The sequence below is a fragment of the Flavobacterium sp. MEB061 genome (assembly GCF_000834715.1).
Taxonomy (GTDB): Bacteria; Bacteroidota; Bacteroidia; order Flavobacteriales; family Flavobacteriaceae; genus Flavobacterium; species Flavobacterium pectinovorum.
Genome location: NZ_JXQR01000076.1, coordinates 1 through 22783 on the forward strand (window position 1 = coordinate 1; position 22783 = coordinate 22783).

The 22783-nt window shown below is 33.6% G+C and carries 21 protein-coding genes; 7 read left to right on the forward strand and 14 right to left on the reverse strand.

Features of this window, described 5'->3' with window-relative positions:
- Nucleotides 1-218 precede the first annotated feature (218 nt).
- Nucleotides 219-1166 carry a thioredoxin-disulfide reductase gene (gene trxB / locus RT99_RS23725; RefSeq protein WP_042567246.1) on the forward strand — a complete coding sequence of 316 codons (948 nt, stop codon included), beginning with the start codon at nucleotides 219-221 and terminating at the stop codon, nucleotides 1164-1166.
- Between the two features lie 163 nt (nucleotides 1167-1329).
- On the opposite strand, the gene RT99_RS23730 is transcribed toward trxB, so the two are convergent.
- From RT99_RS23730 to RT99_RS23750, 5 genes are all read right to left on the reverse strand, one after another.
- Nucleotides 1330-2163 (reverse strand): GIN domain-containing protein, encoded by an 834-nt coding sequence (locus RT99_RS23730; RefSeq protein WP_042567247.1) that lies wholly within the window; start codon nucleotides 2161-2163, stop codon nucleotides 1330-1332.
- Nucleotides 2164-2246: 83 nt separating this feature from the next.
- Nucleotides 2247-2981: a head GIN domain-containing protein gene (locus tag RT99_RS23735; RefSeq protein ID WP_042567248.1), complete on the reverse strand. Its 735-nt coding sequence runs from the start codon at nucleotides 2979-2981 to the stop codon at nucleotides 2247-2249.
- Nucleotides 2982-2984: 3 nt separating this feature from the next.
- On the reverse strand, nucleotides 2985-4709 hold the full coding sequence (locus RT99_RS23740) for a PspC domain-containing protein (RefSeq protein ID WP_042567249.1): 1725 nt from the start codon (nucleotides 4707-4709) through the stop codon (nucleotides 2985-2987).
- Nucleotides 4710-4712: 3 nt separating this feature from the next.
- Nucleotides 4713-5045: a PadR family transcriptional regulator gene (locus RT99_RS23745; RefSeq protein WP_007804050.1), complete on the reverse strand. Its 333-nt coding sequence runs from the start codon at nucleotides 5043-5045 to the stop codon at nucleotides 4713-4715.
- A gap of 168 nt (nucleotides 5046-5213) precedes the next feature.
- Complete coding sequence (locus RT99_RS23750; protein WP_242607249.1) at nucleotides 5214-5693, reverse strand: DUF4870 domain-containing protein; 480 nt, start codon at nucleotides 5691-5693, stop codon at nucleotides 5214-5216.
- Nucleotides 5694-5924: 231 nt separating this feature from the next.
- Here RT99_RS23750 and RT99_RS23755 point away from each other — a divergent pair, with 231 nt between their 5' ends.
- The gene (locus RT99_RS23755; protein WP_042567250.1) at nucleotides 5925-6377 is read left to right on the forward strand and encodes a DUF4442 domain-containing protein; all 453 of its coding nucleotides are present in this window, start codon (nucleotides 5925-5927) and stop codon (nucleotides 6375-6377) included.
- Nucleotides 6378-6522: 145 nt separating this feature from the next.
- Here the strand turns inward: RT99_RS23755 and RT99_RS25510 are convergent, their stop codons facing one another.
- Genes RT99_RS25510 through RT99_RS23780 form a run of 5 tightly spaced genes read right to left on the reverse strand, consistent with a single transcriptional unit; the run spans nucleotide 6523 to nucleotide 12419 of the window.
- On the reverse strand, nucleotides 6523-6678 hold the full coding sequence (locus tag RT99_RS25510; protein WP_159438484.1) for a hypothetical protein: 156 nt from the start codon (nucleotides 6676-6678) through the stop codon (nucleotides 6523-6525).
- A 38-nt stretch (nucleotides 6679-6716) separates the two neighbouring features.
- Complete coding sequence (locus RT99_RS23765; protein WP_052483789.1) at nucleotides 6717-7274, reverse strand: hypothetical protein; 558 nt, start codon at nucleotides 7272-7274, stop codon at nucleotides 6717-6719.
- Nucleotides 7271-7609: a hypothetical protein gene (locus RT99_RS23770; protein ID WP_042567252.1), complete on the reverse strand. Its 339-nt coding sequence runs from the start codon at nucleotides 7607-7609 to the stop codon at nucleotides 7271-7273. The genes RT99_RS23765 and RT99_RS23770 overlap by 4 nt, the downstream gene beginning before the upstream one ends.
- A gap of 27 nt (nucleotides 7610-7636) precedes the next feature.
- Nucleotides 7637-9874, reverse strand: a complete 2238-nt coding sequence (locus RT99_RS23775; RefSeq protein WP_042567253.1) for a multicopper oxidase family protein — start codon at nucleotides 9872-9874, stop codon at nucleotides 7637-7639.
- A gap of 10 nt (nucleotides 9875-9884) precedes the next feature.
- Complete coding sequence (locus tag RT99_RS23780) at nucleotides 9885-12419, reverse strand: heavy metal translocating P-type ATPase (RefSeq protein WP_042567254.1); 2535 nt, start codon at nucleotides 12417-12419, stop codon at nucleotides 9885-9887.
- A 357-nt stretch (nucleotides 12420-12776) separates the two neighbouring features.
- On the opposite strand from RT99_RS23780, the gene RT99_RS23785 reads away from it, so the two are divergent.
- On the forward strand, nucleotides 12777-13007 hold the full coding sequence (locus RT99_RS23785) for a DUF2683 family protein (protein ID WP_042567255.1): 231 nt from the start codon (nucleotides 12777-12779) through the stop codon (nucleotides 13005-13007).
- Nucleotides 13008-13118: 111 nt separating this feature from the next.
- Nucleotides 13119-13265 (forward strand): type II toxin-antitoxin system YoeB family toxin, encoded by a 147-nt coding sequence (locus RT99_RS25765; protein ID WP_242607257.1) that lies wholly within the window; start codon nucleotides 13119-13121, stop codon nucleotides 13263-13265.
- A 44-nt stretch (nucleotides 13266-13309) separates the two neighbouring features.
- On the opposite strand, the gene RT99_RS23790 is transcribed toward RT99_RS25765, so the two are convergent.
- From RT99_RS23790 to RT99_RS23805, 4 genes are all read right to left on the reverse strand, one after another.
- Nucleotides 13310-13870 carry an AraC family transcriptional regulator gene (locus RT99_RS23790; protein WP_042567256.1) on the reverse strand — a complete coding sequence of 187 codons (561 nt, stop codon included), beginning with the start codon at nucleotides 13868-13870 and terminating at the stop codon, nucleotides 13310-13312.
- Nucleotides 13871-13872: 2 nt separating this feature from the next.
- Nucleotides 13873-14400, reverse strand: coding sequence for a DUF3347 domain-containing protein (locus tag RT99_RS23795; protein WP_042567257.1), 528 nt, complete (start codon nucleotides 14398-14400; stop codon nucleotides 13873-13875).
- Nucleotides 14401-14566: 166 nt separating this feature from the next.
- Nucleotides 14567-14986, reverse strand: coding sequence for a hypothetical protein (locus RT99_RS23800; RefSeq protein WP_242607250.1), 420 nt, complete (start codon nucleotides 14984-14986; stop codon nucleotides 14567-14569).
- Nucleotides 14987-15024: 38 nt separating this feature from the next.
- Nucleotides 15025-15858 carry an AraC family transcriptional regulator gene (locus tag RT99_RS23805; RefSeq protein ID WP_042567258.1) on the reverse strand — a complete coding sequence of 278 codons (834 nt, stop codon included), beginning with the start codon at nucleotides 15856-15858 and terminating at the stop codon, nucleotides 15025-15027.
- Between the two features lie 102 nt (nucleotides 15859-15960).
- Between RT99_RS23805 and RT99_RS23810 the strand changes: the two genes are divergently transcribed.
- The 3 genes from RT99_RS23810 to RT99_RS23820 all read left to right on the forward strand — a co-directional run bounded on the left by RT99_RS23810 (nucleotide 15961) and on the right by RT99_RS23820 (nucleotide 22770).
- The gene (locus RT99_RS23810; RefSeq protein ID WP_042567259.1) at nucleotides 15961-17127 is read left to right on the forward strand and encodes an MFS transporter; all 1167 of its coding nucleotides are present in this window, start codon (nucleotides 15961-15963) and stop codon (nucleotides 17125-17127) included.
- A gap of 577 nt (nucleotides 17128-17704) precedes the next feature.
- Nucleotides 17705-20950: a TonB-dependent receptor gene (locus tag RT99_RS23815; RefSeq protein ID WP_042567260.1), complete on the forward strand. Its 3246-nt coding sequence runs from the start codon at nucleotides 17705-17707 to the stop codon at nucleotides 20948-20950.
- 20 nt (nucleotides 20951-20970) lie between these two features.
- On the forward strand, nucleotides 20971-22770 hold the full coding sequence (locus RT99_RS23820) for a RagB/SusD family nutrient uptake outer membrane protein (protein ID WP_042567261.1): 1800 nt from the start codon (nucleotides 20971-20973) through the stop codon (nucleotides 22768-22770).
- Nucleotides 22771-22783: the final 13 nt, after the last annotated feature.

Here is a 22783-nt window from a genome sequence, read left to right on the forward strand (position 1 = left end):
CAGGATTCGAACCTGCGGCCTCCTGCTCCCAAAGCAGGCGCGATAACCGGGCTACGCTACACCCCGTAAGCGGATGCAAATATAGTAATAAATTCTGTTTACAAAAGAAAAATTTCAAAATAAATAAAACTTATTTTAAGATAGTTATTTAGGATTTATTTTGAGGGGAATTTTTTATAATAAAGTTTACCTTTGCATCACTAAAAACTATACATATTATGTCAGATACAATCGAAAAAATTAAATGCCTAATTATTGGTTCTGGTCCGGCGGGTTATACTGCTGCAATTTATGCTGCCAGAGCAAATATGAATCCAATATTATATCAAGGAATGCAGCCTGGTGGTCAATTGACTACGACAAATGAGGTAGAGAATTTTCCGGGTTATGTTGATGGTGTTACAGGTCCTGAAATGATGGTTCAGTTACAAGAGCAAGCAAAACGTTTTGGTGCTGATATTCGTGATGGCTGGGCTACAAAAGTTGATTTTTCAGGAGATATTCATAAAGTTTGGATTAACGATGCAATCGAATTGCACTGTGAAACCGTTATTATTTCTACAGGAGCTTCGGCTAAATATTTAGGATTGCCTTCAGAACAACATTACCTAAACATGGGTGGAGGAGTTTCTGCCTGTGCTGTTTGCGATGGATTTTTCTACCGTAATCAGGAAGTTGTTATTGTTGGAGCAGGAGATTCTGCTTGTGAAGAAGCACATTACTTGTCTAAACTTTGTAAAAAAGTAACCATGTTGGTAAGAAGCGAAAAATTCAGAGCTTCGAAAATTATGGAAGAACGTGTTCGCAAAACTGAAAATATCGAGATTTTAATGAATCACGATACTGTAGAAGTTTTAGGTGACAACAACGTTGTTCATGCCATTAAAGCATTAAACAAAACGACAGGCGACGTAATTGAAATTCCTGCAACAGGATTTTTCGTTGCAATTGGTCATAAACCAAATACAGATATTTTTAAAGATTATATTACTCTTGATGAAACAGGTTATATTATAAATGTACCGGGAACATCTAAAACAAATGTTGATGGTGTTTTTGTAGCCGGTGATGCTGCAGATCACGTATACCGTCAGGCAATTACAGCTGCGGGTACTGGTTGTATGGCTGCACTTGATGCTGAAAGATATTTGGCGTCTAAGGAATAAGTGAAAATTGTTTCAGGTTTTCTTTGTTTCAGGTTTCAAGTTCTTGGAACCGTTAATTAGAAAGCCAATAAAAAAATAAAAAATCCCATTCGCCGCGGCGAATGGGATTTTTTATTTTATAACGTTCCAATAACTTGAAACAAAGAGAACCTGAAACTTGAAACTATTTAAGTTTTTTGATCAATTTTGCTTCTTCAGAAAAACGGGTAAGTTCAATTTTTGGATTTCCAAATAGTGTAAGTTCTGATTTGTCTCCGGCGGCTATCGAAATAGTAGTTTCTGCAAGAATAGTTCCTGTTGAATATCCTTCTGTAGTAACATTTGCTTCTTTTAAGGTGAATTTAGTTCCTGTAAAAGTAGAATTGTTATCTAAACGAATAGTTCCTTTTTCGGTAATTCCTTCAATTGCAGCATTTGCTTTTTGATACAAATCACATTTAAATTTTATTGCAGCTACCAATGCTTTAATTGAAGCATTTTTACTTAATTGTAACGTACCATCATCTGATTTTAAATTTAATTCTGTTTTTGATTTATCATCAGCAATTAAGGTAAATTTTTTAGAATTTGCATTCAGAAATAATTTAGAATAATCATAACTGTTAAATGTAATATCATCTAATTGAAGTTCTTGTATGGCATAAATGACTGATTCATTTTTTGCAATTACTTTATTAAGAGATTTTGTGTACGTAACGCGAACAATTAATTTCTTAAAAATGGTGCTTTCTTTTGTTGTGTATAAACGAAGCATTTTATCTCTTAAATCCATTCCGATGATTTCGTGTAAATTGTCATCGGCTTCGATTTTGATTTCGTTTTTCTCTCCACGTTCCAGATAAACTTCCAAATTGTCATCGGCTTCGATTCCATCAAATTCTCCTACTTCTTTAATAGAAGTGGTTACGATTTTAGATCCTTTTAGTTTTTCTCTTTTTTGTGCAAAAGTTAATGTCGTAACTAATAATAATAGGAGTAAGGCTGTACTTTTTTTCATTAATTCTAGATTTGATTTGGACAAATATAAAAAAATCATCCACTTTTGATGAATGATTTCTTTTATATTTAACAGATAAATATTTATCCCTGACTGATGCTTCCTCCTGAACTTGATTTTTTCTCGATTGTTTTAGGAGCTATGTCATAATTAATATGGCCTCCGCTGCTCGCTTCTGCTTTAAGGCTTACAATTGGATGTACATTTATACTTCCTCCGCTTGAAACATCCGCATTTACTTCGTTTGCCAATAATTTTCCGGCATCAACACTTGCACCGCTTGACGCTGTTGTTTGAACTTTTAAAGCTTTTCCCTGAACGTTAATAGAACTTCCGCTGCTTGATGTAGCCGAAATATTATCAGATTCAATGTTAAGATCCATAGTTGCGGCACTAGATGATTCAAGATCTATATTTTCTCCCTGAAAAACATTTTTGCTTTGTACAGTTGAAGCGCTCGAAGCTTCTATTTTTTCAAGAGAGGGCACTTTTACCGTAACTTTTTTCATTGTAATGTTGCGGAAAGAACTGTATTTGCATTTAATTATTAAAGTTCCGTTTTCTACTTTAGTTATAATTTCTTTCTGCAAATTATCATCAGCTTCAACCGTAATTTCGGTTGCGTCAGATTGTTCGATTACAACATCAATGGCATTGCTTACAGATATGTTTTTAAAATCTCCTTCAACAATTCTTTTTTCGGTAGTCACATTTCCGCTGCCTTCAACAGTATTCATGTTAAAATTACAAGAGGCAAATAATAATGCGGTGATTGTGGCAATAATGAATTTCGTAATATGAATGATTATTTTGATCATGGCTTAGTTAATTTTGATTATTACTCCGTTTTTATCAGTGGTTAGTTTTCCTTTAGTTTTTTTTCCGTTTAAAACTTCTTTACCGTTAATTTTAACCGAAACTTCATTTATTGTATCATTGTCGTTTTGATTCTCTTCAATGGTAACATCGTCATAATCATCTTCATCTGGTGGGCAGTCAAAACATTTGATTTTAGAACCTTCTACTTTGTAGTTATAATTTCCACTAAAGTGTAAGTTGAAAAAATCATCTTCAGAATCATCGTAATCTTGTACAGAAGAATCTGGTTTAAATAGCTGTCCTTCTGGTAAGTATAGATAAATGTCAACTTCTTGTCCTCTGAATTTGTTTTTTACATCCGTAAGAAAATAATTATCCAAAATTAAATGATTTCCGTTAATTTCAATCTTATAATTTATTTTTTCTGCTCTTTTTTTAGCATTTGTAAATGAATTTCCTCTTGCACTTTTTTCTATTTGCAGGTATGCATTAGATTCATCAGTACGTAAAACATGCAAACGAACATCTGTAGAATAAATCAATTGATTGTTGGCAGAATCCTGTACAAATTGAAAATCTCTGTGGTGATCTAAGTCTTTAGCATAGTAATCATTATATCTAAACTTTACATAAAGTGTATCGTTTGGACTAATACCGATCTCTTTTTTCTCAATAGTTTTATTATCATAAGAAATTTCTGTAGCTTGTTTAATTCCAATGCTTATTGCAATTGCTACTGCGATAATCCAGATTGCTAACAAGGTATATTTTGTGATATTTCCAATTGATTTTAAATCTGGAGATAACAATTTGAAACCTAATAACGTAAGGAAGAAAAACGGAATTCCAACTGCAAAGAACATCAATAAACCAAATGACCAGATAGGATAATCTGTAAAGTTTCCTGCGTCAACAAAGTTTTGCCAAGGAAAATCAACAAAAACATTTGTTCCTAAAGTAAAAACCCCAATCAGTAACATGATTAAAACGCTAATTCCTGACATGATTAAAACTACTCCTAAAAATTTAGCGAAAATTTTAAAAATTGTCATGATAAAGTCTCCAAATGAACTACTTATTCTCTCAGCTCCCGACTTTACCTGGTTTCCCATTTTATCATAATCTGCACTTTTAAATTTATCAGATAACGATTCGATTTCTTCACGAACCTTTTTCTCAATATTTGAAATGGTTACCGGTTCGCCAGTCATTTCTAATTTTTCAGAAGTTGTAACTGCTTCCGGCGTTACAATCCAAAGAACAAAATAAGCTAAGATCCCGGTTCCGAAACCTGCAAAAACAAATATTAAGAATATGATTTTGATCCAAACGGCATCAATTCCAAAATAATGTCCTAAACCTGTTGCAACACCACCAATCATACCTTTTTCTTTATCACGGTATAATTTTTTGGTTTTTCTGTTTGCATAGTCATTAAAAGACTGATTTGGTTTTTCGTCATCTTCAATAATGTAATCTTCAGGTTGTCCCATTACTACAATTACTTCCTCAACATCTTTCAATCCCACAACATGTTTGTCGCTTTTTTGTTTTTCTGTTAATAATTCAGAAACACGCATTTCGATATCTTTAATAATTTCATCCTGACCAGATGAGTTGTTTAATGATCGTTTTATGGCGTCAAAATAGCGCGTTAATTTTAAGTATGCATCTTCATCGATGTGAAAAAACATGCCTCCTAAGTTAATATTTACTGTTTTGTTCATGACTTATTGATTTTGATTGGTGATTAGTTTTACGGCATCAGACAATTCTGTCCAGGTACCGTTAAGTTCGTTTAAAAAAGTTTGTCCTATTTCGGTTAATCCATAATATTTTCGTGGTGGTCCGGAAGTCGATTCTTCCCAGCGATAATTGAGTAAACCGTCGTTTTTCAGTCTGGTTAAAAGAGGATAAACCGTTCCTTCAACCACTAATAATTTTGCGTTTTTTAAAGTGTCTAATATTTCTGATGTGTATGCGTCTTTTTCTTTTAAAACAGATAAGATGCAAAATTCAAGAACACCTTTGCGCATCTGTGCTTTTGTGTTTTCAATGTTCATAATTTCATTTTGTTTTTTTTAGATTGAACAATTCGTTTTTTGATTGATGATTTTGATTGATGATTGATTTCGAAACTATTTCTATTGATTGTTTGTATGGTTTCGACTATAACTTTTAATTTTTTTTTATGTCACACTGTGCTAAGTCGAAGTGCTTCATAATAATGATTACTTTATAAAAGGAATCGTTAGCGGATATTTGTAATATTCTCCGTTTGAAGTTTTTATTGAAGCATAAATCACTAAAAAGAATTCAACAACTTTTAGCAATCCAAAAAGTACTACAGCTGTTGCACCAATTGTTAGTAAGCCAATATTACCCTGAAAATTGAAATTTCTGATAACGAAATCTTCATCGTTAAAAACAGCTTCCATAGGAAGGTTTTGAAGAAATACAATGATGAAAATCGGAATAGCAATTAAGGCTAAGATCAAAGTATAAAGCAATAAACTTAACTGAAAATTTAAAGCCTGTTTTCCGTGGTGATTTACAAATTCTGATTTGTCTTTGTAACTCGTCCAGATTAGTATTGGAAAAATATAGTTTCCAAAAGGAATGATATACTGACTTAATGTACTTAAATGTGTGAACGTTGCAGTGTTCTTTTCTGATGTTGTTTCCATGATGAGTGGTGTTGTTGTTTCCATGATTAAAAGCATATAGTAATTTCTTATACAAATATATGGCTAAAAGACAGTATCTTGTTTTGCATAGTACCAAATATTAACAAAATATTAACAAATTTGATATTTTATTTAACACAAAAAGGTGTTGACAATCAGTGTTAATACTTGATTTTACTGAGGTTATTGGAAAGTTTTAACCATTTATTGTGCGTGCATAGTTTTTTTGTATTTTTACATAAAAAAATAAATCACATGGCAATTTCAGTTTCTAAACTCAACAAATTTGTATTTTTCAAATTACCGTCGGCGTATATTTGCGGTGTACGCGTTAAAGCTATCGATGATAAAACTTGTATAGTAAGTGTAAAACACCGTTGGATAAATCAAAATCCTTTTAATTCGATGTATTTTGCAGTTCAGGCAATGGCGGCAGAGTTAACGACCGGAGCTTTGGTGATTTCACAAATTCAGCAAAGCGGAAAAAAAATCTCAATGTTAGTCGCTAATAATAAAGGTAACTTTACTAAAAAAGCAACTGGAAGAATCACTTTTGTTTGTAACGACGGACATTTAATTGCCGATGCCATAAAAAAAACTATTGAAACAGGTGAGGGGCAAACTTTCTGGATGAAATCTATAGGAACTGATGAAAAAGGAGTTCAGGTTTCTGAAATGGATTTTGAATGGAGTATTAGAGTAAAATAGTCTTTTGCCACAGATTTCACAGATTGAAATGATTTTTTTATTGATTTCAAAATAGAAATCTTTTTAATCCTTTAATCTGTGGCAAAAAGGAACCATAAAAAAAAGACCTCAATTTGAGGTCTTTTTTGTTGAAATAGAATTTCGATTATTTTTTTGCGCAACACGCTTTTTTATCTTTTGCTGTTTTTTTGCAGCAAGATTCTTTTTTTGCTGTTTCTTTTTTAGGAGCCGGTTTTGTTTCTTGTGCCTGCGCGCTAATTGTAAATAAAGCTATTGCTAAAAGGGTAAATACTTTTTTCATTTTTATTCTTTTTAATTGTTTGTATGATGTATTATAATTTAATTTTCTGAGTAGAATTGAGAAACCCATTCGTCAAATTCAGCTTTATATGTTTCTTGTGCTTCTGACAAAATTGCTTCTGTTTCTTCTATTGGATCGAGATTGAAATTTTCTTTTAGCCATACTTTATATTCAGGCAAATTTTCGCTTTCTTCATAATCGTCTTCATCTTTATAAAAATAAGCTTCCTCGTGATCTACAGAAATCTCATTATCAAAAGTTAGCAATTGCATAAATTCGAAGATGTTTTTTGCTACGATATGATAACCGCCTTCATCACCAAAAACAACTACTGGCAGTTCGTTTAAAGATTTGCCTGAGTCGTTATTCCATAAAACATACATCGAGCCAGATCCGTTTGCCTGTGCAAAAGGCATTAGTTTATCTAAAAAAGCAGGATCTTCAGACCAGGTCGAAATTCCGGATTTATCATCTTCATATAATCCAAAACCCTGGGAGTAATTTTCGAATCCGAGTTCATCGTTTATTTCAAAGAATAAAGTTAATTCGTCAGTAATTTGATTGTTGAAATTCTTTTTGAAGTCTTCTAATGTCATAGTTTTTCATTTGGGGTAATACTATTTTTAAATAAATCTAATAAATAATAAAATGCTTTTAAAGATTCTTCTTCGTTAAAACCATTTTTTTCAAGAATCATATTTTTATACCCAGAAGTTGATTCATAATAATTTAACTGGAGAGCTACAAAATCATGAAATTCTGTCCAGTCCGGAATAAGATTTTCTTTAGCATTATTTATAAAACAACATAAATTGTATCCATTAATATTATTATATAAAGTAGTTAATGATTTGTTTCCAATATATAGTTCAGGATTATCACGAATAAAATCTAATAAAATATAAAGATTAGAAGGTTTATTTTGATTCATATTAATTTTTGAGCTAATATAAAAAAATTAATAATTCAAATTAACTCCAAAACCAATTCCCATATCACTATCATAATGCGTCGTAATTCCAAAATTTCTGGCGACGATATATTTCAAACCTGCCATATATTCTTTATCTGTATTCCACATTAAGTTCATTCTCAAACGTCTGGAAAGCGGAATGTCTTTTCTTTCAAATTGTAGTCTCACATTCCCATCGGTATAAACCTCTATTTGCGCTTTTACAAGCATTGGTAAAGTATATTCCATACCGGCACTAAAAACAGAGCGATTGTCTTTTGTATTACTTTGCCCGAAAAGATTTTGTTCCTGTTCGTCCATTCCCATTTTTCGATAGCGCCAGTCAAAACCTATAAAAGGCATAAACCATTGCATTTTACCTATATAACGACCAATATGGGTTTCGGTTTCGTAACCGTGTTTGTCGCTGTAACCCAATCGCCATTCTGTTCCAATGCTCCAGCGGGTGTTGCTGTACATGGCTTCACCGTCGTTTCCGTTTGAAGCAAAATCATTTTCTGCCATAAAATGAAACATTCTATCGTCCATTTTTAACATTTTGTACGCCATTTCAGGATGATGAATCAACGGATTTGGCGCTGAATTTTCATAACTGAAAATACGTCCCATTCCCGCCATCATGTGATATAAAATATGACAGTGAAAAAACCAGTCGCCATCAGCATTTGCCTGAAATTCTATCGTGTCCGTTTCCATCGGCATAATATCAATCACATTTTTTAGGGGAGAATATTCACCATGTTCGTTCAGAATTCTAAAATCATGACCGTGTAAATGCATTGGGTGACGCATCATTGATCCGTTGTACAATACAATCCGAACGTTTTCGCCTTTTTTGATTAATATTTTATCCGTTTCAGAAATCACTTTATTATCTAAACTCCAAACATAACGATTCATATTTCCTGACAATTCAAAACGCAATTCTTTTACAGGCGCATCTTTTGGAAGCGTTGTTTTGGTTGGAGATTTCAGCATTCCGTAATTTAATGTTACAATTTCAGAAGTTTCAGTAGAATCGTTTGCCATTTCCATGCCCTCCATATTGTGCATAGAATGATCTTCTTTTTTTACTGATTCCTCTTCACCGGAAATTTCAGGATACATTACGGCATTCATGTCCATTTTATTAAGTGACATGTTCATACCCATATCATTCATTTCGCCATTCATCTTCATCATATCATTCATCATCTTCATTCCTTCAAAATATTTTAATTTCGGAAGATGAGCAACAGGTTGTTTAGTGCCTTCGCCTAAAAATAAAGAAGCAGATCCGGTTCTGTCTTCGGCTGTAGCCAAAAAAGCAAAAGATTTATTGTCTTCAGGAATTGTAACCACAACATCATACGTTTCAGAAACCGCAATAATCAATCGGTCAACTTCTACAGGTTCAACATCGTTTCCGTCGCTGGCTACAACCGTTATTTTTCCGCCTCCATAAGTAAGCCAGAAATAACTTGAGGCGCCACCGTTTGCAATTCGCAATCTTACTTTTTCGCCTGCTTTAAATTGTGATAGCTGATCTTCATTTTTTCCGTTAATTAAAAACTTCTCATAATAAACATCACTTACATCCATCGCGTTCATGCGTTTCCATTCGTTAGTAATTTTTGTAGAAAATTGTCCTTTTTGGATCGCTTCAGAATAACTTTGCGTTGTTCCTTTTTTTATAGCAAACCAGTCGTTTGCATTGTGTAGCATTCGTTGAACATTCTCTGGTTTCAAATCTGTCCATTCACTTAAAATAACCGGAATCGTTGGTAAATCGTCAATTCCTTTTCTAAAAGTAGCATCGTCTTTCTTTTTGTTGATGATAAAAAGTCCGTACAAACCAATTTGTTCCTGCAAACCAGAATGACTGTGATACCAATAGGTTCCGTTCTGGATAATCGGGAAAGTATATTTGTGGGTTGTTCCCGGTTTTATTGGCATTTGTGTTAAATATGGAACACCATCTTCTTTATTTGGAAGAAATAATCCGTGCCAATGCAACGCCGTATCTTCGTTTTTTAAATCGTTATGAACATAAATCTCGGCAATATCACCTTCGGTAAAAGTCAATGTTGGCATCGGAATTTGTCCGTTTACGGTAAGGGCGCGCTTTTCTTTTCCGGAGAAATTTACAATTGTATCCCGAACGTGCAAATCGTAACGAACTACTTTTTGTGCTTTTGCATTAAAAGCAATCAGAAAGACAATCAAAAAGGTATATAGTCTCATATTGATTTTTTTAAAGATTTAGATTTCGCAATCGCAAAGCATTTACAATAACAGAAACTGAACTCAAACTCATGGCCAAAGCAGCCAACATTGGAGAAAGCAAAATCCCGAATACAGGATATAAAATTCCTGCTGCAATTGGTACACCTAATACATTATATATAAAAGCAAAAAATAGATTCTGTTTGATGTTTTTCATCACGGAATGACTTAGTTTTTTAGCTTTTACGATTCCGTTTAAGTCTCCTTTTACGAGTGTTATTTTAGCACTTTCAATAGCAACATCAGTTCCTGTTCCCATTGCGATTCCAATATTTGCTTGTGCTAAAGCCGGAGCATCGTTGATTCCGTCGCCGGCCATGGCTACAATTTTACCTTCGGCTTGCAAACGCTGAATTTCTTTTAGTTTGTCTTCTGGCAAGCAATCTGCTTTAAACGAACTTAAGTGTAAATTTTCAGCGACAGCTTTGGCAGTATTATTATTGTCGCCTGTCATCATAATAACTTCAACACCCTGATCTATCAAATCTTTGATAGCTTTTGCACTGTTTTCTTTAATGGCATCTGTAATCGCTACATAACCAATAACAGCTTTATTTACAGATATATAAGAAACTGTTTTGCCTAAGTTTTGCTCTGCAATAATTCTGTTTTCAATATCTTCAGCAATAGAAGCATTAACCTGAATCATTAGTTTTTTGTTTCCTAAAGCGACTTTAGAGTTATTTACAGTTCCAATAACTCCTTTTCCGGCAACGGTTTCAAAATCCGGAACTTCAAGTAAAGTTAGATTTTTCGCTTTTGCAAAATTTACGACGGCCTGCGCCAAAGGATGCTCGCTGTTTTGATTTAGCGAAGCAATGTTTTGCAATAATTCATTTTCATTATTATTAATAGAGTAGATTTTTTCTACAGATGGTTTTCCTTCGGTAATGGTTCCGGTTTTATCAGTAATTAGAACATCAATTTTACTCATGTTTTCAAGCGCTTCAGCATTTTTTATCAGGATACCGAATTGCGCTCCTTTGCCTACACCAACCATAACCGACATTGGAGTTGCTAAACCTAAAGCACAAGGACAGGCAATTATTAAAACGGCAATGGCATTTATTAATCCATATATATAGGAAGGTTCAGGACCGAATTTTGCCCATATAACAAAAGTCAAAACAGAAATAGCGACAACTGTTGGAACAAAATATTTAGCCACTCGATCTGCCAGTTTCTGTATTGGCGCTCTGGATCGACTCGCATCATTTACCATTTGAATAATCTGCGAAAGCAAAGTTTCTGATCCTACTTTTTCGGCAATCATTACAAACGATTTGGTGCCGTTTATAGTTCCTGCAATTACAGAATCTCCCACTTTTTTATCAACCGGAATCGGTTCGCCGGTAATCATGGCTTCATCTATATTGCTTTCGCCGCTAGTAATTTTTCCGTCAACGGGAATTTTTTCTCCGGGTTTTACGCGTAATAAGTCTCCTTTTTTAATATTATGGATGGAGATTACTTTATCATTTCCGTTTTCGACCAAAGTGGCTTCGGTTGGTGCTAATTTCAACAATTCTTTTATAGCACCGTTGGTTTGCCCATGTGCTTTAGCTTCTAGCAGTTGCCCCAATAAAACTAAAGTGATAATTACCGTTGCAGCTTCAAAATATAAGTGAATAGTTCCGTGATGCGATTTGAATTCAGTTGGGAAAATATCTGGAAAGAACATTCCGGCGATACTAAATAAAAATGCAACACTTGTTCCAATTCCAATTAGCGTAAACATGTTTAGATTCCATGTAACAATTGATTTATAAGCACGAACAAAAAACATCCATCCGGCATAAAATAAAACCGGAATTGAAAATAGAAACTGAACCCAATTCCAGTTTTCTATAGACATTAGTTTATAAAGAGGATTATCAGGAATCATTTCTGACATTGAAATAATAAAGATGGGAAGCGTAAATAAAATCGCAATCTTCATTTTCTTTAATAAATCAGTATAGGTTTTGTTTTCTTCATTTTCAGAAACCTGCATCGGGACCAAATCCATTCCGCAAATCGGGCAATCGCCAGGTTCGTCCGAAACAATTTCAGGATGCATTGGGCAGGTAAATTGTGTCGCATTTATCGCTACTTGCGGTACTAAATCCATTCCGCAAACGGGGCAATCTCCCGGTTTATCATACGTTTTATCTCCTTCGCAATGCATCGGACAATAAAAAACTCCCGTTGTATTGTGATTGTGAGTTGTTTCTTTTTTATGATGATGTACTTTATGCTCTTCTTTTTTGTGACCGGAACAACAAGATTTCACGGTAGTTTCTGGGGCATTTTCTTGAGAATTCATCTCAATGGTATACTTTCCGGCTTCGGTTAAAACTTCTTGAAATTTCTCAGTCGGAACATGTTTTTCCATTGTAATAGTCGCCAATGGAGGATTTAAAGTTACTTCAGCCTGAATTCCTTCTACGGCGTTTAAAGTTTTTTCAACTTTCTTGCGACAGCCATCACACGACATTCCTGAAATTATATATTGATGAGTCATTGTTTTATCTTTTAAAGTATTACAATGCAAATTTCTGAAGTAAGGTTTACTTCATGTTGTATAATTTTGAGAATGATTTGTAAGATTTACGAAATGGTATCTAACAGTTAAGAACACAAAGTTTTGTCTAAAATAACTTTGCGAATCTTTGGAAAATATAGCCAATGGTTTCAACCATTGGAACGCAACGAATTATCCCGATATGCGCCCCAATGGCTGAAACCATTGGCTATGTTTGTCATCTTTGCGAACTTTGCGTAAATCTTTGCGCCCTTTGTGTTTAAAAAACTCACAAATTCTCGATACAATTCAAATGGTTTGATTTTTGTATCTTTGTAATAATAAAAAAAATAGATTATGACAACTATAACTATAAACGAACGAACAAAAGCAGGCAAGACATTGCTTGAACTTGCAAAGTTGTTAGCTGTTACAAATAAAGGGGTGAAAATAGAGGAAGAAGAAAGTCCATATAATCCTGAATTTGTAGCAATGGTTAAGGAACGATATGCTGATTATAAAAGCGGTAAATCTAAAAGTATAACGGTTGATCCTAATGATGTATGGGGAAGTTTAGGGTTGAAATAATTCCAGAAGCTAAAATAGAAATTGCAAAACATTTAAAGTCAGGTAATCAATCCAGTATAAAGAAGATTTCTAAAATTTTAGAAGAAACTTGCAGATACGCCATTTGAAGGAATTGGAAAACCGGAAGCTCTTAAACATAATTTTTCAGGATTTTGGTCAAGAGAAATAAATAAAAAAGACAGACTAATTTATAGTGTTGAAGAAGAGATTGTAACCGTTGTTGTAATCTCTGCAATGGGACATTATTCAGATAAATAAAAAACGTGCTAATTTTTAGCACGTTTTTTTTGATATAATTGATTTTACAAATTCTCGATCTGTATTCGTTTTTTATCCTTCGATTGTTTAAAATGTGTCGGCGTAAAACCTGTAATTTTCTTGAATTGATTGCTTAAATGCGCGACATTGCTATAGTTTAAAATATCCGCGATCTCACTTAACGAAAGTTCATTGTAAACAAGTAATTCTTTTACTTTCTCAATTTTCTGACTGATAAAATATTTTTCGATCGTTGTGTTTTCGATTTCAGAAAAAAGATTACTCAATGAGTTATAATCCTGGTTGAGGTTTTTAGACAAATAATCAGATAAATTGATTTTAAGATCATTGTTTTTGTGATGAACCAAATCAACAATCAGATTTTTTATTTTCTCGACGGTTTTACTTTTTTTATCATCTATTAAATCAAAACCTAAATCTTGAAGATTTTTAAGTAAAACTTCTTTTTGACTGTCTGTAATAGAATCTTTCAGTTCAACTTCGCCCAATTCAACAGAAATAGTATGAAGTCCGAGTTTTTCAAACTCAGACTCCACGACCATTTTACAGCGAGCGCACACCATATTTTTGATGTAAAGCTTCATATTTATTTGATTGTTTCAACGACGTTTCCACAAGTCAACATCGAAGAACCATAATACGGATTCTTAACTGCTTTTTCTTTGCTTAACCAATCAGCATCGGCCATTGGGCAATATTGTTTGTAAACAACTTCACTAGATTTCGAAACCTTAATTAGTTCGTAAGTGTTTTTTGAAAGCGATTTAAAAGTCTCGCGTTGTTTTTTAAGATCTGTCGTAGCCGAAATACTTTTAGCATCTGCAGTTAGTTTTTTCATCACTTTCATCCACGCAGTATGTTCGTCGCTTTTTAATTTGTCCATTTTTACCGCAGAAATAGCAGTTAATAAAGCTGCGGCTTTCGCCGAAGTTAATTTACTGTCACTTTTTATAAGAGCATCTTTTACTGTAAAATAAGCATTATAAACAGATTGTAACTGACTTGAATCTACATCTTCTGTTGTAGTTTCTATTTTAATTGTAGTTGCCTGAATATTATTTGTATTAAATAATAAAGCAATTATGGCGATTATAGTTGAAATTGATTTTTTCATTTTTATGTAATTTTAGTAGAGAATATAAATCTTCTCTAAGTTCAATAAATATTTTTTTTTTGTTGAAAGTATTGCCTCGCTGAGCCGTAGAAACACAAAGTTTAATATTCTTAGTGCCTTAGCGCCTTTGTGGCAAAGCCCCCAATTATGGCTGTCACAAATACAATTATCCTATTTTTGGCGGTTGCCAAATAGAAGTAAAGCCGTCAGAAAGACTACTGTTTTTGTAATAAGGAATCATCTTTTTAAAAGAAAAATTAAATAGATTACTGTTGAATTCAAATTCATTTATAGCAATCAAACTAAATTGTAATCCAGAAGTAGTGCAACCAGAATGATCACATTTTCCGCTACAGCCGTGTTGGTCTTTTTTTGAATCATGACTTTTTTTGCAGCAATCTTTTTGACAAGAATCAGTAGTTTCTTTTTTAGAAATTGCTTTCTTTTCACAAGAGGTTGTTTCGGAAGTTTTTCCACAAGCATATCCCATATTTGACATCAAAAAGAAGCCAAGCGTTAGAATAAGAGATAATATGTGGATTTTTTTTGCCAATGAAAATGCTTTTAGAATTACAAATTTAGCCATTTTTTTTAAGAGCGACTACTTATTTAAGATTTCCAATTTTATGTTTTCTTGAAATCTGTAGGTTTCATGTTTTTTCGTTTTTTAAAATAATTCGACAGATGGCTTTCATCGGTAAAACCAAATTCATACGCAATTTGTTTAATTGGCAATTGATTATTATGGATTCGTTTTTCGATTAAGGTTGTTCTCAAATTATGAATATAATCGCGATAACTTATACTAAATGTTCTTTTAAAGTAGGCGCTAAAATAAGTTTCAGCGATATTAAAATGACTGGCAATTACTTTTATCTGAACTAGTTTTGGCTGATAAATGTTTTGATGAATATAGGAAGTGATTTGCTCGTTATCAATAGAATTTCCTTTAACAACAAGATTCAAACCACGCATGGTTTCTTTGATTAATCCAAAAATCGAAAGAATCTGGTAAAATACAATAGGTGAGGTCGAAACATCGGTTTTGCAATTGTAAGCAGCAATGTTTTCAATCGTATTTTTTAATATTGTTTTGCAGGGATCATCTAATTTAAGAACTGTTTCTTTTAGTGTTTTATCACGCATGAAACTTTCCGGAGTATGAATTAAGAATTCGTCGCAAGTAAGATTCTGTTTCGAATTGAAATAATTATCTGTAAACTTAATATAAAAGAAACGAGTGCTTTTTTTGATATCAAAATAATGCTCATCTTCCGGCGAAATTACAAACAAATCTCCAGATTTATAAGGTAATAAGTTGTTGTTCAGATGATGAACCCCGCTTCCTTTTTTTATATAAATGATTTCATAATAAGTATGCGTGTGTGGCGGAAGGTGAAATTTCTCATCTTCAAATTCATCAATAACCAGGGTTTTAAATTGATTTAAGATTGGCATAACTTAAATTTACAAGTTTATATCGCAAATGTACAACTTATTTTAATCTGTATGGTGTTAAATTTGCTCCATAGAAAATCTATTCCTTTCTTGTAAAAACAAATGAAAAAAAGTCTTATTGCACTCTCGTTGGGAGGCTTAACTATTGGGATAACCGAATTTGTGATGATGGGTTTATTACCTGACATTGCCTCAGATATGAAAGTTTCGATTCCCGTTGCAGGATATTTAATTTCAGCTTATGCTTTAGGTGTTGTTATTGGTGCACCATTATTGGTAATTCTTGGACGAAATTTTGCTCCTAAAAAAATGCTTTTAATTTTAGCTTTAATGCTAACAGTATTTAATGCGCTTTCTATTATTGCGCCAACTTATAATTTTTTGTTTGCTTCCCGATTTCTTTCCGGATTGCCACATGGCGCTTTTTTTGGAGTAGGAGCGGTAGTTGCAAGCCGTTTGGCAGATAAAGGGAAAGAAGCTCAGGCAATTGCGATTATGTTTTCTGGTTTAACATTGGCTAACTTAATTGGTGTTCCTATTGGTACTTATATAGGGCATCATTTTATTTGGCGTTATACTTTTGTACTAATTGCTGTTGTAGGTTTACTTACCTTTTTGTTTATTTATTTGTGGATGCCAAACTTAGAGAAAAGCAATACTGTGAATATGAAAACACAATTAAAGTTTTTCCAGCAAATAGATGCATGGTTGATTATCGGAATCACGGCAATTGGTTTTGGAGGATTGTTTGCCTGGATTAGTTACATCGCGCCTTTACTAACCAATGTTTCTAAGTTTTCACCAGAAGATGTTTCTTATATCTTGATTTTGGCCGGATTCGGAATGGTGGTAGGAAACTTTGCGGGCGGTAAGCTGGCCGATAAATTTTCTCCGGCACCAACAACATTGGCTTTATTGTTTGTAATGTCTATTGATTTGATTTTAGTTTATTTTTTCTCTTTTAATCAATATGTTTCTTTGTTTCTAACATTTTTAACGGGAGCTATTTCTTTTTCAGTTATTGCACCCATTCAAATGTTGATGATTAGAACGGCCAAAGATGCCGAAATGATTGCTTCGGCTTCATTGCAGGGAAGTTTTAATATAGGAAATGCATTAGGAGCTTTTCTTGGCGGATTGCCTCTTGTGGCTGGATATAGTTATGCATCTCCAAATCTTATAGGTGTCGGAATGTCTATTATTGGTATGATTATTACCGTCATTTTAATACAACGTCGAAAAACTTCGGTACAGCTGCAAAGCGCTTAAAAAAAATATTTATTCTAAATCGAACCCTTGGACATTTATTGTTCAAGGGTTTTTTTATGACTTTTAAGTTAATTTTTTTAACGTTTGTTGATGATTTTCCAAAGCCCGGAAACTTATGTGATTTGGGTTAAGTATTACTTTATTTGTTAAATTTTTTAGCGAATAACTTCTTTTGAAATTATTTTAAGTGTGGTTTTTACACCTGACAATTTTATAATTTTTCTTCATGTAATCGATTGTTTTTTTAGTAAAAAGACATCAAATAGGTTATTAATAAAAATATATTTAATACTTATTATTAGTATAAATTACACATGTCATATAAAAAATAACTTTATTTTTTGATATGTAATTTTTTTTGGGAAATTTTTATGATTTTTAATTTTTTATCTAAAAAAAATATCTATGTTTGTGTAATCGATTACATGAAGTTTTTTAATGTGAAAAGATTTCTTTTTTTTAAATAAAGAAATCGTTGTAGTTGTAATGCTAAAGCTTTCCAAAGAATTATAGAAAAATATAGAAAAAACAAAAAACCACTAAAAACTAGACTAATTAATAACTTAAACACAAAACCATGAATTTTAAAGATTTATTTAATAAAAAAACAAAATGCTGTCTGGCATTAGTTTTCTTATTAGGCTTATTTATGAGCAATCAAATAAGTGCGCAGAATGTTACGCTTGAAGGTACTGTAAAAGATGCTTCGGGTATGGGGCTTCCCGGCGTTAACGTGTTGGAAAAAGGTACCAAGAATGGTACTTCTACAGATTTTGATGGTCGTTATAAACTTAAACTAACAAATGCGAAGACAATTCTTAATTTCTCTTTTATAGGATTTAAAACGGAAGAAGTTTCTACTGCAGGAAAAACCAAAGTAGATATTGTATTAACAGAAGATGCCAACAAACTAAACGAGATTATTGTTGTTGGATACGGATCTGTAAAGAAATCTGATTTAACAGGGGCTGTTTCTACTATATCCGGGAATGATATGAGAAAAATACCGGTTCCTAATGTGGCTGAGGCTTTAACGGGACGTGTTGCAGGGGTTCAGGTAACATCTTCTGAAGGTTCTCCTGATTCTGAAATTAAAATCAGAATTCGTGGCGGCGGCTCTTTAACTCAGGATAGTTCTCCTTTATATATCGTTGACGGCTTTCCGGTAAATAGTATTAATGATATTTCTGCTTCTGATATTGAATCGATGTCTATCTTAAAAGATGCTTCATCTACTGCAATCTATGGATCAAGAGGAGCAAACGGTGTTATTATCGTAACTACTAAAAAAGGAAAAGATGGTAAAATTGTCGTAAACTATAATATGTTTTACGGTATGAAAAAGATGGCGAAACAAATAGATGTTTTAGCTCCTGAAGATTTTGTTAAATGGCAATATGAATATGCTTTGCTTGAAGATGATGTGAACTCATACGAGAAATATTTTGGAGCATGGCAGGATTATGACCAATATAAAGGAATGAAAGGCAATAACTGGCAAAAGCAAGTTTATGGAAAAACAGGAGAAGTGGAAAGCCGTGATTTGTCTATTCGCGGGGGTGCAGAAAAAGTGAATTTTAATTTTAATTATGCTCACTATGACGAAAAAGCAATTATGATAGGTTCAAACTTTAAAAGAAATAACCTTTCGCTTGCTTTAAATAGTAAAGCCACTGAGAAAATAGATCTTTCTTTTACAATGCGTTACTCTGATACAGAAATTAATGGTGGAGGTGTAAATGAGCAAAATGAAGTTTCTTCTGCAGATTCACGATTAAAACACAGTGTTGGTTACGCTCCAATTCCGATGCCGGGATTAACGACAACCAATACAGATGAAGCGCTTTCCAGTTATTTGACAAATCCTTTTGTTTCAATTGCAGATAATAATCGTCAGCAATTCAGAAAAAACTTTAATATGCTTGGCAGTTTTTCATGGAAATTAACGGATAAACTTGTTTTTAAAACAGATTTAGGTTTAGATAATTATAACTATTTAGATTACCGTTTTTATGGACGTTCGACTTATTATGTGAATAATGCACCAGCTGCAGAAAGACAAGGTATGCCGGCACTTACAATGTCTGACAGAAAAGATACTCGTTTTAGAAATGCAAATACCCTTAACTACGACTTTAAAAAATCACTTGGTGAAAATCATAATTTGAAAGTTCTTGTAGGTGAGGAAACAATTGATTTTGAAAGAAATGACGTAACGAATGTAATTCAGGGTTTTCCTAAATTCTTTGATTTTGCTCAGGCACAAAAGCTTACCACGCAAGGAACACCACAATCTGTAGATAATTATTACTTTCCGGATGATAAATTACTTTCGTTCTTCGGACGTGTAAATTATGATTTTAAAGAGCGTTATATTTTTACGGCAACATACCGTGCAGATGGTTCAAGTAAATTCTTGGGCAGTAACCGTTGGGGATTTTTCCCGGCAGCAGCGGCAGCATGGAAAATATCTGAAGAAAGCTTCTTAAAAGATGTTTCATGGATAAACGCGCTTAAATTACGTGTAAGTTATGGTGAAGCAGGAAATAACAACATTCCAACAGGGCAAACTTCTCAATATTTTACATCCACAACAACTCCATGGATTAATGGCGTAACGAATTATTGGGCAGCTCCAAAAACACTTTATAACCCGGACCTTAAATGGGAAACTACAGTGACACAAAACTTAGGTTTAGATTTTGATTTCTTTAAGAGTCGTGTAAGCGGATCTGTTGAGGTTTATAAAAACGTAACCAAAGATCTTTTAATCAATTTCCCGATTTCAGGATCAGGATATGATTTTCAATATAGAAATATGGGTGAAACACAAAATACAGGTGTAGAAGCTACTTTGAATTTGGTTTTAGTCGAAAGACAAAAATATGGTGTGAATGTATCTTTTAATGCAGGATTTAACAAAAACCGTATTAACTCACTTGGTGTAATGAGTGATTTTGGTGCAGCAACAAACTGGGCTTCAACTGCAATTGGAAATGATTATGCGATAAATGTTGGGCAGCCACTTGGTTTAATGTACGGATATAGAAGTGACGGACGTTATGAAGTTTCTGATTTTAATTACAATGCAGGAACATATACGCTAAAACCTTATTTCCAGCCAGATGGCGTAACCAGAAATCCTGATGGAGTAGCAAGTGCTTCTACGGTTGTGGGAACTATAAAACCGGGAATGATGAAATTAAAAGACATTAACGGAGATGGAGTTGTAAACACAAACGATCGTGAAATTATAGGAAATTCAAATCCAAAAAGCACAGGTGGTATGGTATTAAATGCTAACGCTTACGGTTTTGATCTTTCTGCTGCTTTCAACTGGAGTATTGGAAATGATGTTTACAACGCAAATAAAATAGAGAATACAACTTCTAATCCAGACGGGCAATACAGAAATTTAAATACTGAAATGGCAGATGGGCAAAGATGGACAAATCTTAATACTGAAACGGGACAATTGGTGACAGATCCTACAGAATTAGCAGCCCTAAATGCCAACACAACCATGTGGTCACCTTATATGAGTCGTTTCGTTTTCAGCGATTATGCTGTTGAAGATGGTTCTTTCTTAAGGCTTAATACATTAACATTAGGTTATACATCTCCGGAATCATTGATTTCTGCATTAGGTATTTCTAAGTTGAGATTTTATCTTACGGCTAGTAATGTTTTCATCTGGACTAAGTATTCAGGACCAGATCCTGAAGTTTCAACCAGAAGAAATACACCACTTACGCCAGGTGTAGATTACTCAGCGTATCCACGCAGCAGACAAGTGGTTTTTGGTTTAAACCTTAATTTCTAATTCAATAAAACTTTCACAAGATGAAACATAAAATATTAATCGCAGGAATTGTTATAGCAAGTCTTTTTACGTCCTGTCAGGAACTTTCAGATGATTATTTAGATGCTCCTGCAAAGTCAACTGTTGAAGAACAAGAACTTTTTTCTAATGCCGGATTAGCTAAAGGAGCAATCGATGGAATTAAAATTCCATTTGGAGAAACTAACTCTTACAGAGGTCGTTATCTTCCTTTTTACGGAATGAATACAGATGTTGAATGGTATAACTCTTCACAAACGGTAAGTGATGCTTCTGATTTGGCTACTTATGATGCAAAATCGATAAATTCTCAAATGAATACCACGAATAATGCGTGGGCAATGATGTATTCAGGAATCGAACGTGCCAATATTTGTATACGCGGATTGCGACTTTATGGTGATCCTAAACCAGGAACTGATCTTGGATATTTATTAGGAGAAGCATTAACATTAAGAGCTGTTTATTATGCTGATTTAATTAAAACCTGGGGAGATGTTCCTGCTCGTTTTGAACCAATTAATGCCGAGACGCTTTATTTACCAAAATCTAGCCGTGATGGAATTTATAAACAACTTCTTGCAGATTTGGCAGAAGCCGCTACTCTTGTGCCATGGCCAAATGAAACTGCCGCTACAAATAGTGTAGAAAGAATTAATAAAGCTTTTGTAAAAGGGTTTCGCGCTCGTTTGGCTTTAGCTGCAAGCGGATTTCAGCAATATCCTGACGGAGTTAGAAGAAGTACTGATCCTGAATTGTCGGTTCCTGTTATGTACAAATTAGCTTTAGACGAATCCCGTGCGGTTATCGAAAGTGGAAAAGCACATTTAGAATCTTCTTTTGAGAATTTTTGGAGAAAATACAATCAGGAAATTACATTAGCCGGAGGAGAATCACTTTGGGAAATTCCTTTTGGTGAAGGTAGAGGACGTATGTTATTTACTTTCGCAGTAAGACATACAACAGACGACCAGTTTCATGCTAATGGACCAAATCGTGGAGGAACTGCTGGACCGCTTCCTATTGTTTTTTACGATTATGATCAGGCAGATACACGAAGAGATGTTACCTGTGTGCCTTATAAATATGGTACAGCTGTAAATAAAATTGCAAAACAAGAATTAGGAGCATTAAATACATGGTATTTTGGAAAATACCGCTACGAATGGATGACGCGTTTTGTTACTTCAACAAATGATGACGGAGTAAATAAAATTTATATGCGTTATGCAGAAGTTCTATTAATTGCCGCAGAAGCTGCAAATGAATTAGAAGGCCCTGGAGCAGCAGCACCGTATCTAAAAGAAGTAAGAAGAAGAGCTTTTAGCGTTGCAGATCAAGCTGTAAAAGTAGATGCTTATGTAGCAGCTTTAGCAGGTAAAGAACAAATGTTTAATGCTATTGTAGACGAAAATAAATTTGAATTTACAGGAGAAATGGAGCGTAAACAAGCACTTATTCGTTGGAATTTACTTAAAACAAAACTAGATGAGGCTAAAGTGAAAATGCTGCACTTATCACAACGAACAGATGAATATGCTGATGTGCCGACTACTTTATATTATAAGTTTAAAACTGATAATGTGAGTTTAGATATTTACGGTTTAAACCGTGGAGAAATAACTAATCCGGGTGCAGACTATACCGCTTTTCCGTGGACATGGACAGGAGCTGCAGCTGATACTAAGATAAATACCCTGTACAAACCGGGAGTTAATCCTAATGAAAGACAATTATGGCCAATTTGGAAAGTGTTTATTGAAAGCAGTAATGGAAAATTAGTCAATGACTACAATTATTAAATTTTACAAAAAA

Coding starts and splice junctions, on each gene's coding strand:
- trxB (WP_042567246.1), top strand. CDS start 219: ATGTCAGATACAATCGAAAAAATTAAATGCCTAATTATTGGTTCTGGT.
- RT99_RS23730 (WP_042567247.1), bottom strand. CDS start 2,163: ATGAAAAAAAGTACAGCCTTACTCCTATTATTATTAGTTACGACATTA.
- RT99_RS23735 (WP_042567248.1), bottom strand. CDS start 2,981: ATGATCAAAATAATCATTCATATTACGAAATTCATTATTGCCACAATC.
- RT99_RS23740 (WP_042567249.1), bottom strand. CDS start 4,709: ATGAACAAAACAGTAAATATTAACTTAGGAGGCATGTTTTTTCACATC.
- RT99_RS23745 (WP_007804050.1), bottom strand. CDS start 5,045: ATGAACATTGAAAACACAAAAGCACAGATGCGCAAAGGTGTTCTTGAA.
- RT99_RS23750 (WP_242607249.1), bottom strand. CDS start 5,693: ATGGAAACAACAACACCACTCATCATGGAAACAACATCAGAAAAGAAC.
- RT99_RS23755 (WP_042567250.1), top strand. CDS start 5,925: ATGGCAATTTCAGTTTCTAAACTCAACAAATTTGTATTTTTCAAATTA.
- RT99_RS25510 (WP_159438484.1), bottom strand. CDS start 6,678: ATGAAAAAAGTATTTACCCTTTTAGCAATAGCTTTATTTACAATTAGC.
- RT99_RS23765 (WP_052483789.1), bottom strand. CDS start 7,274: ATGACATTAGAAGACTTCAAAAAGAATTTCAACAATCAAATTACTGAC.
- RT99_RS23770 (WP_042567252.1), bottom strand. CDS start 7,609: ATGAATCAAAATAAACCTTCTAATCTTTATATTTTATTAGATTTTATT.
- RT99_RS23775 (WP_042567253.1), bottom strand. CDS start 9,874: ATGAGACTATATACCTTTTTGATTGTCTTTCTGATTGCTTTTAATGCA.
- RT99_RS23780 (WP_042567254.1), bottom strand. CDS start 12,419: ATGACTCATCAATATATAATTTCAGGAATGTCGTGTGATGGCTGTCGC.
- RT99_RS23785 (WP_042567255.1), top strand. CDS start 12,777: ATGACAACTATAACTATAAACGAACGAACAAAAGCAGGCAAGACATTG.
- RT99_RS23790 (WP_042567256.1), bottom strand. CDS start 13,870: ATGAAGCTTTACATCAAAAATATGGTGTGCGCTCGCTGTAAAATGGTC.
- RT99_RS23795 (WP_042567257.1), bottom strand. CDS start 14,400: ATGAAAAAATCAATTTCAACTATAATCGCCATAATTGCTTTATTATTT.
- RT99_RS23800 (WP_242607250.1), bottom strand. CDS start 14,986: ATGGCTAAATTTGTAATTCTAAAAGCATTTTCATTGGCAAAAAAAATC.
- RT99_RS23805 (WP_042567258.1), bottom strand. CDS start 15,858: ATGCCAATCTTAAATCAATTTAAAACCCTGGTTATTGATGAATTTGAA.
- RT99_RS23810 (WP_042567259.1), top strand. CDS start 15,961: ATGAAAAAAAGTCTTATTGCACTCTCGTTGGGAGGCTTAACTATTGGG.
- RT99_RS23815 (WP_042567260.1), top strand. CDS start 17,705: ATGAATTTTAAAGATTTATTTAATAAAAAAACAAAATGCTGTCTGGCA.
- RT99_RS23820 (WP_042567261.1), top strand. CDS start 20,971: ATGAAACATAAAATATTAATCGCAGGAATTGTTATAGCAAGTCTTTTT.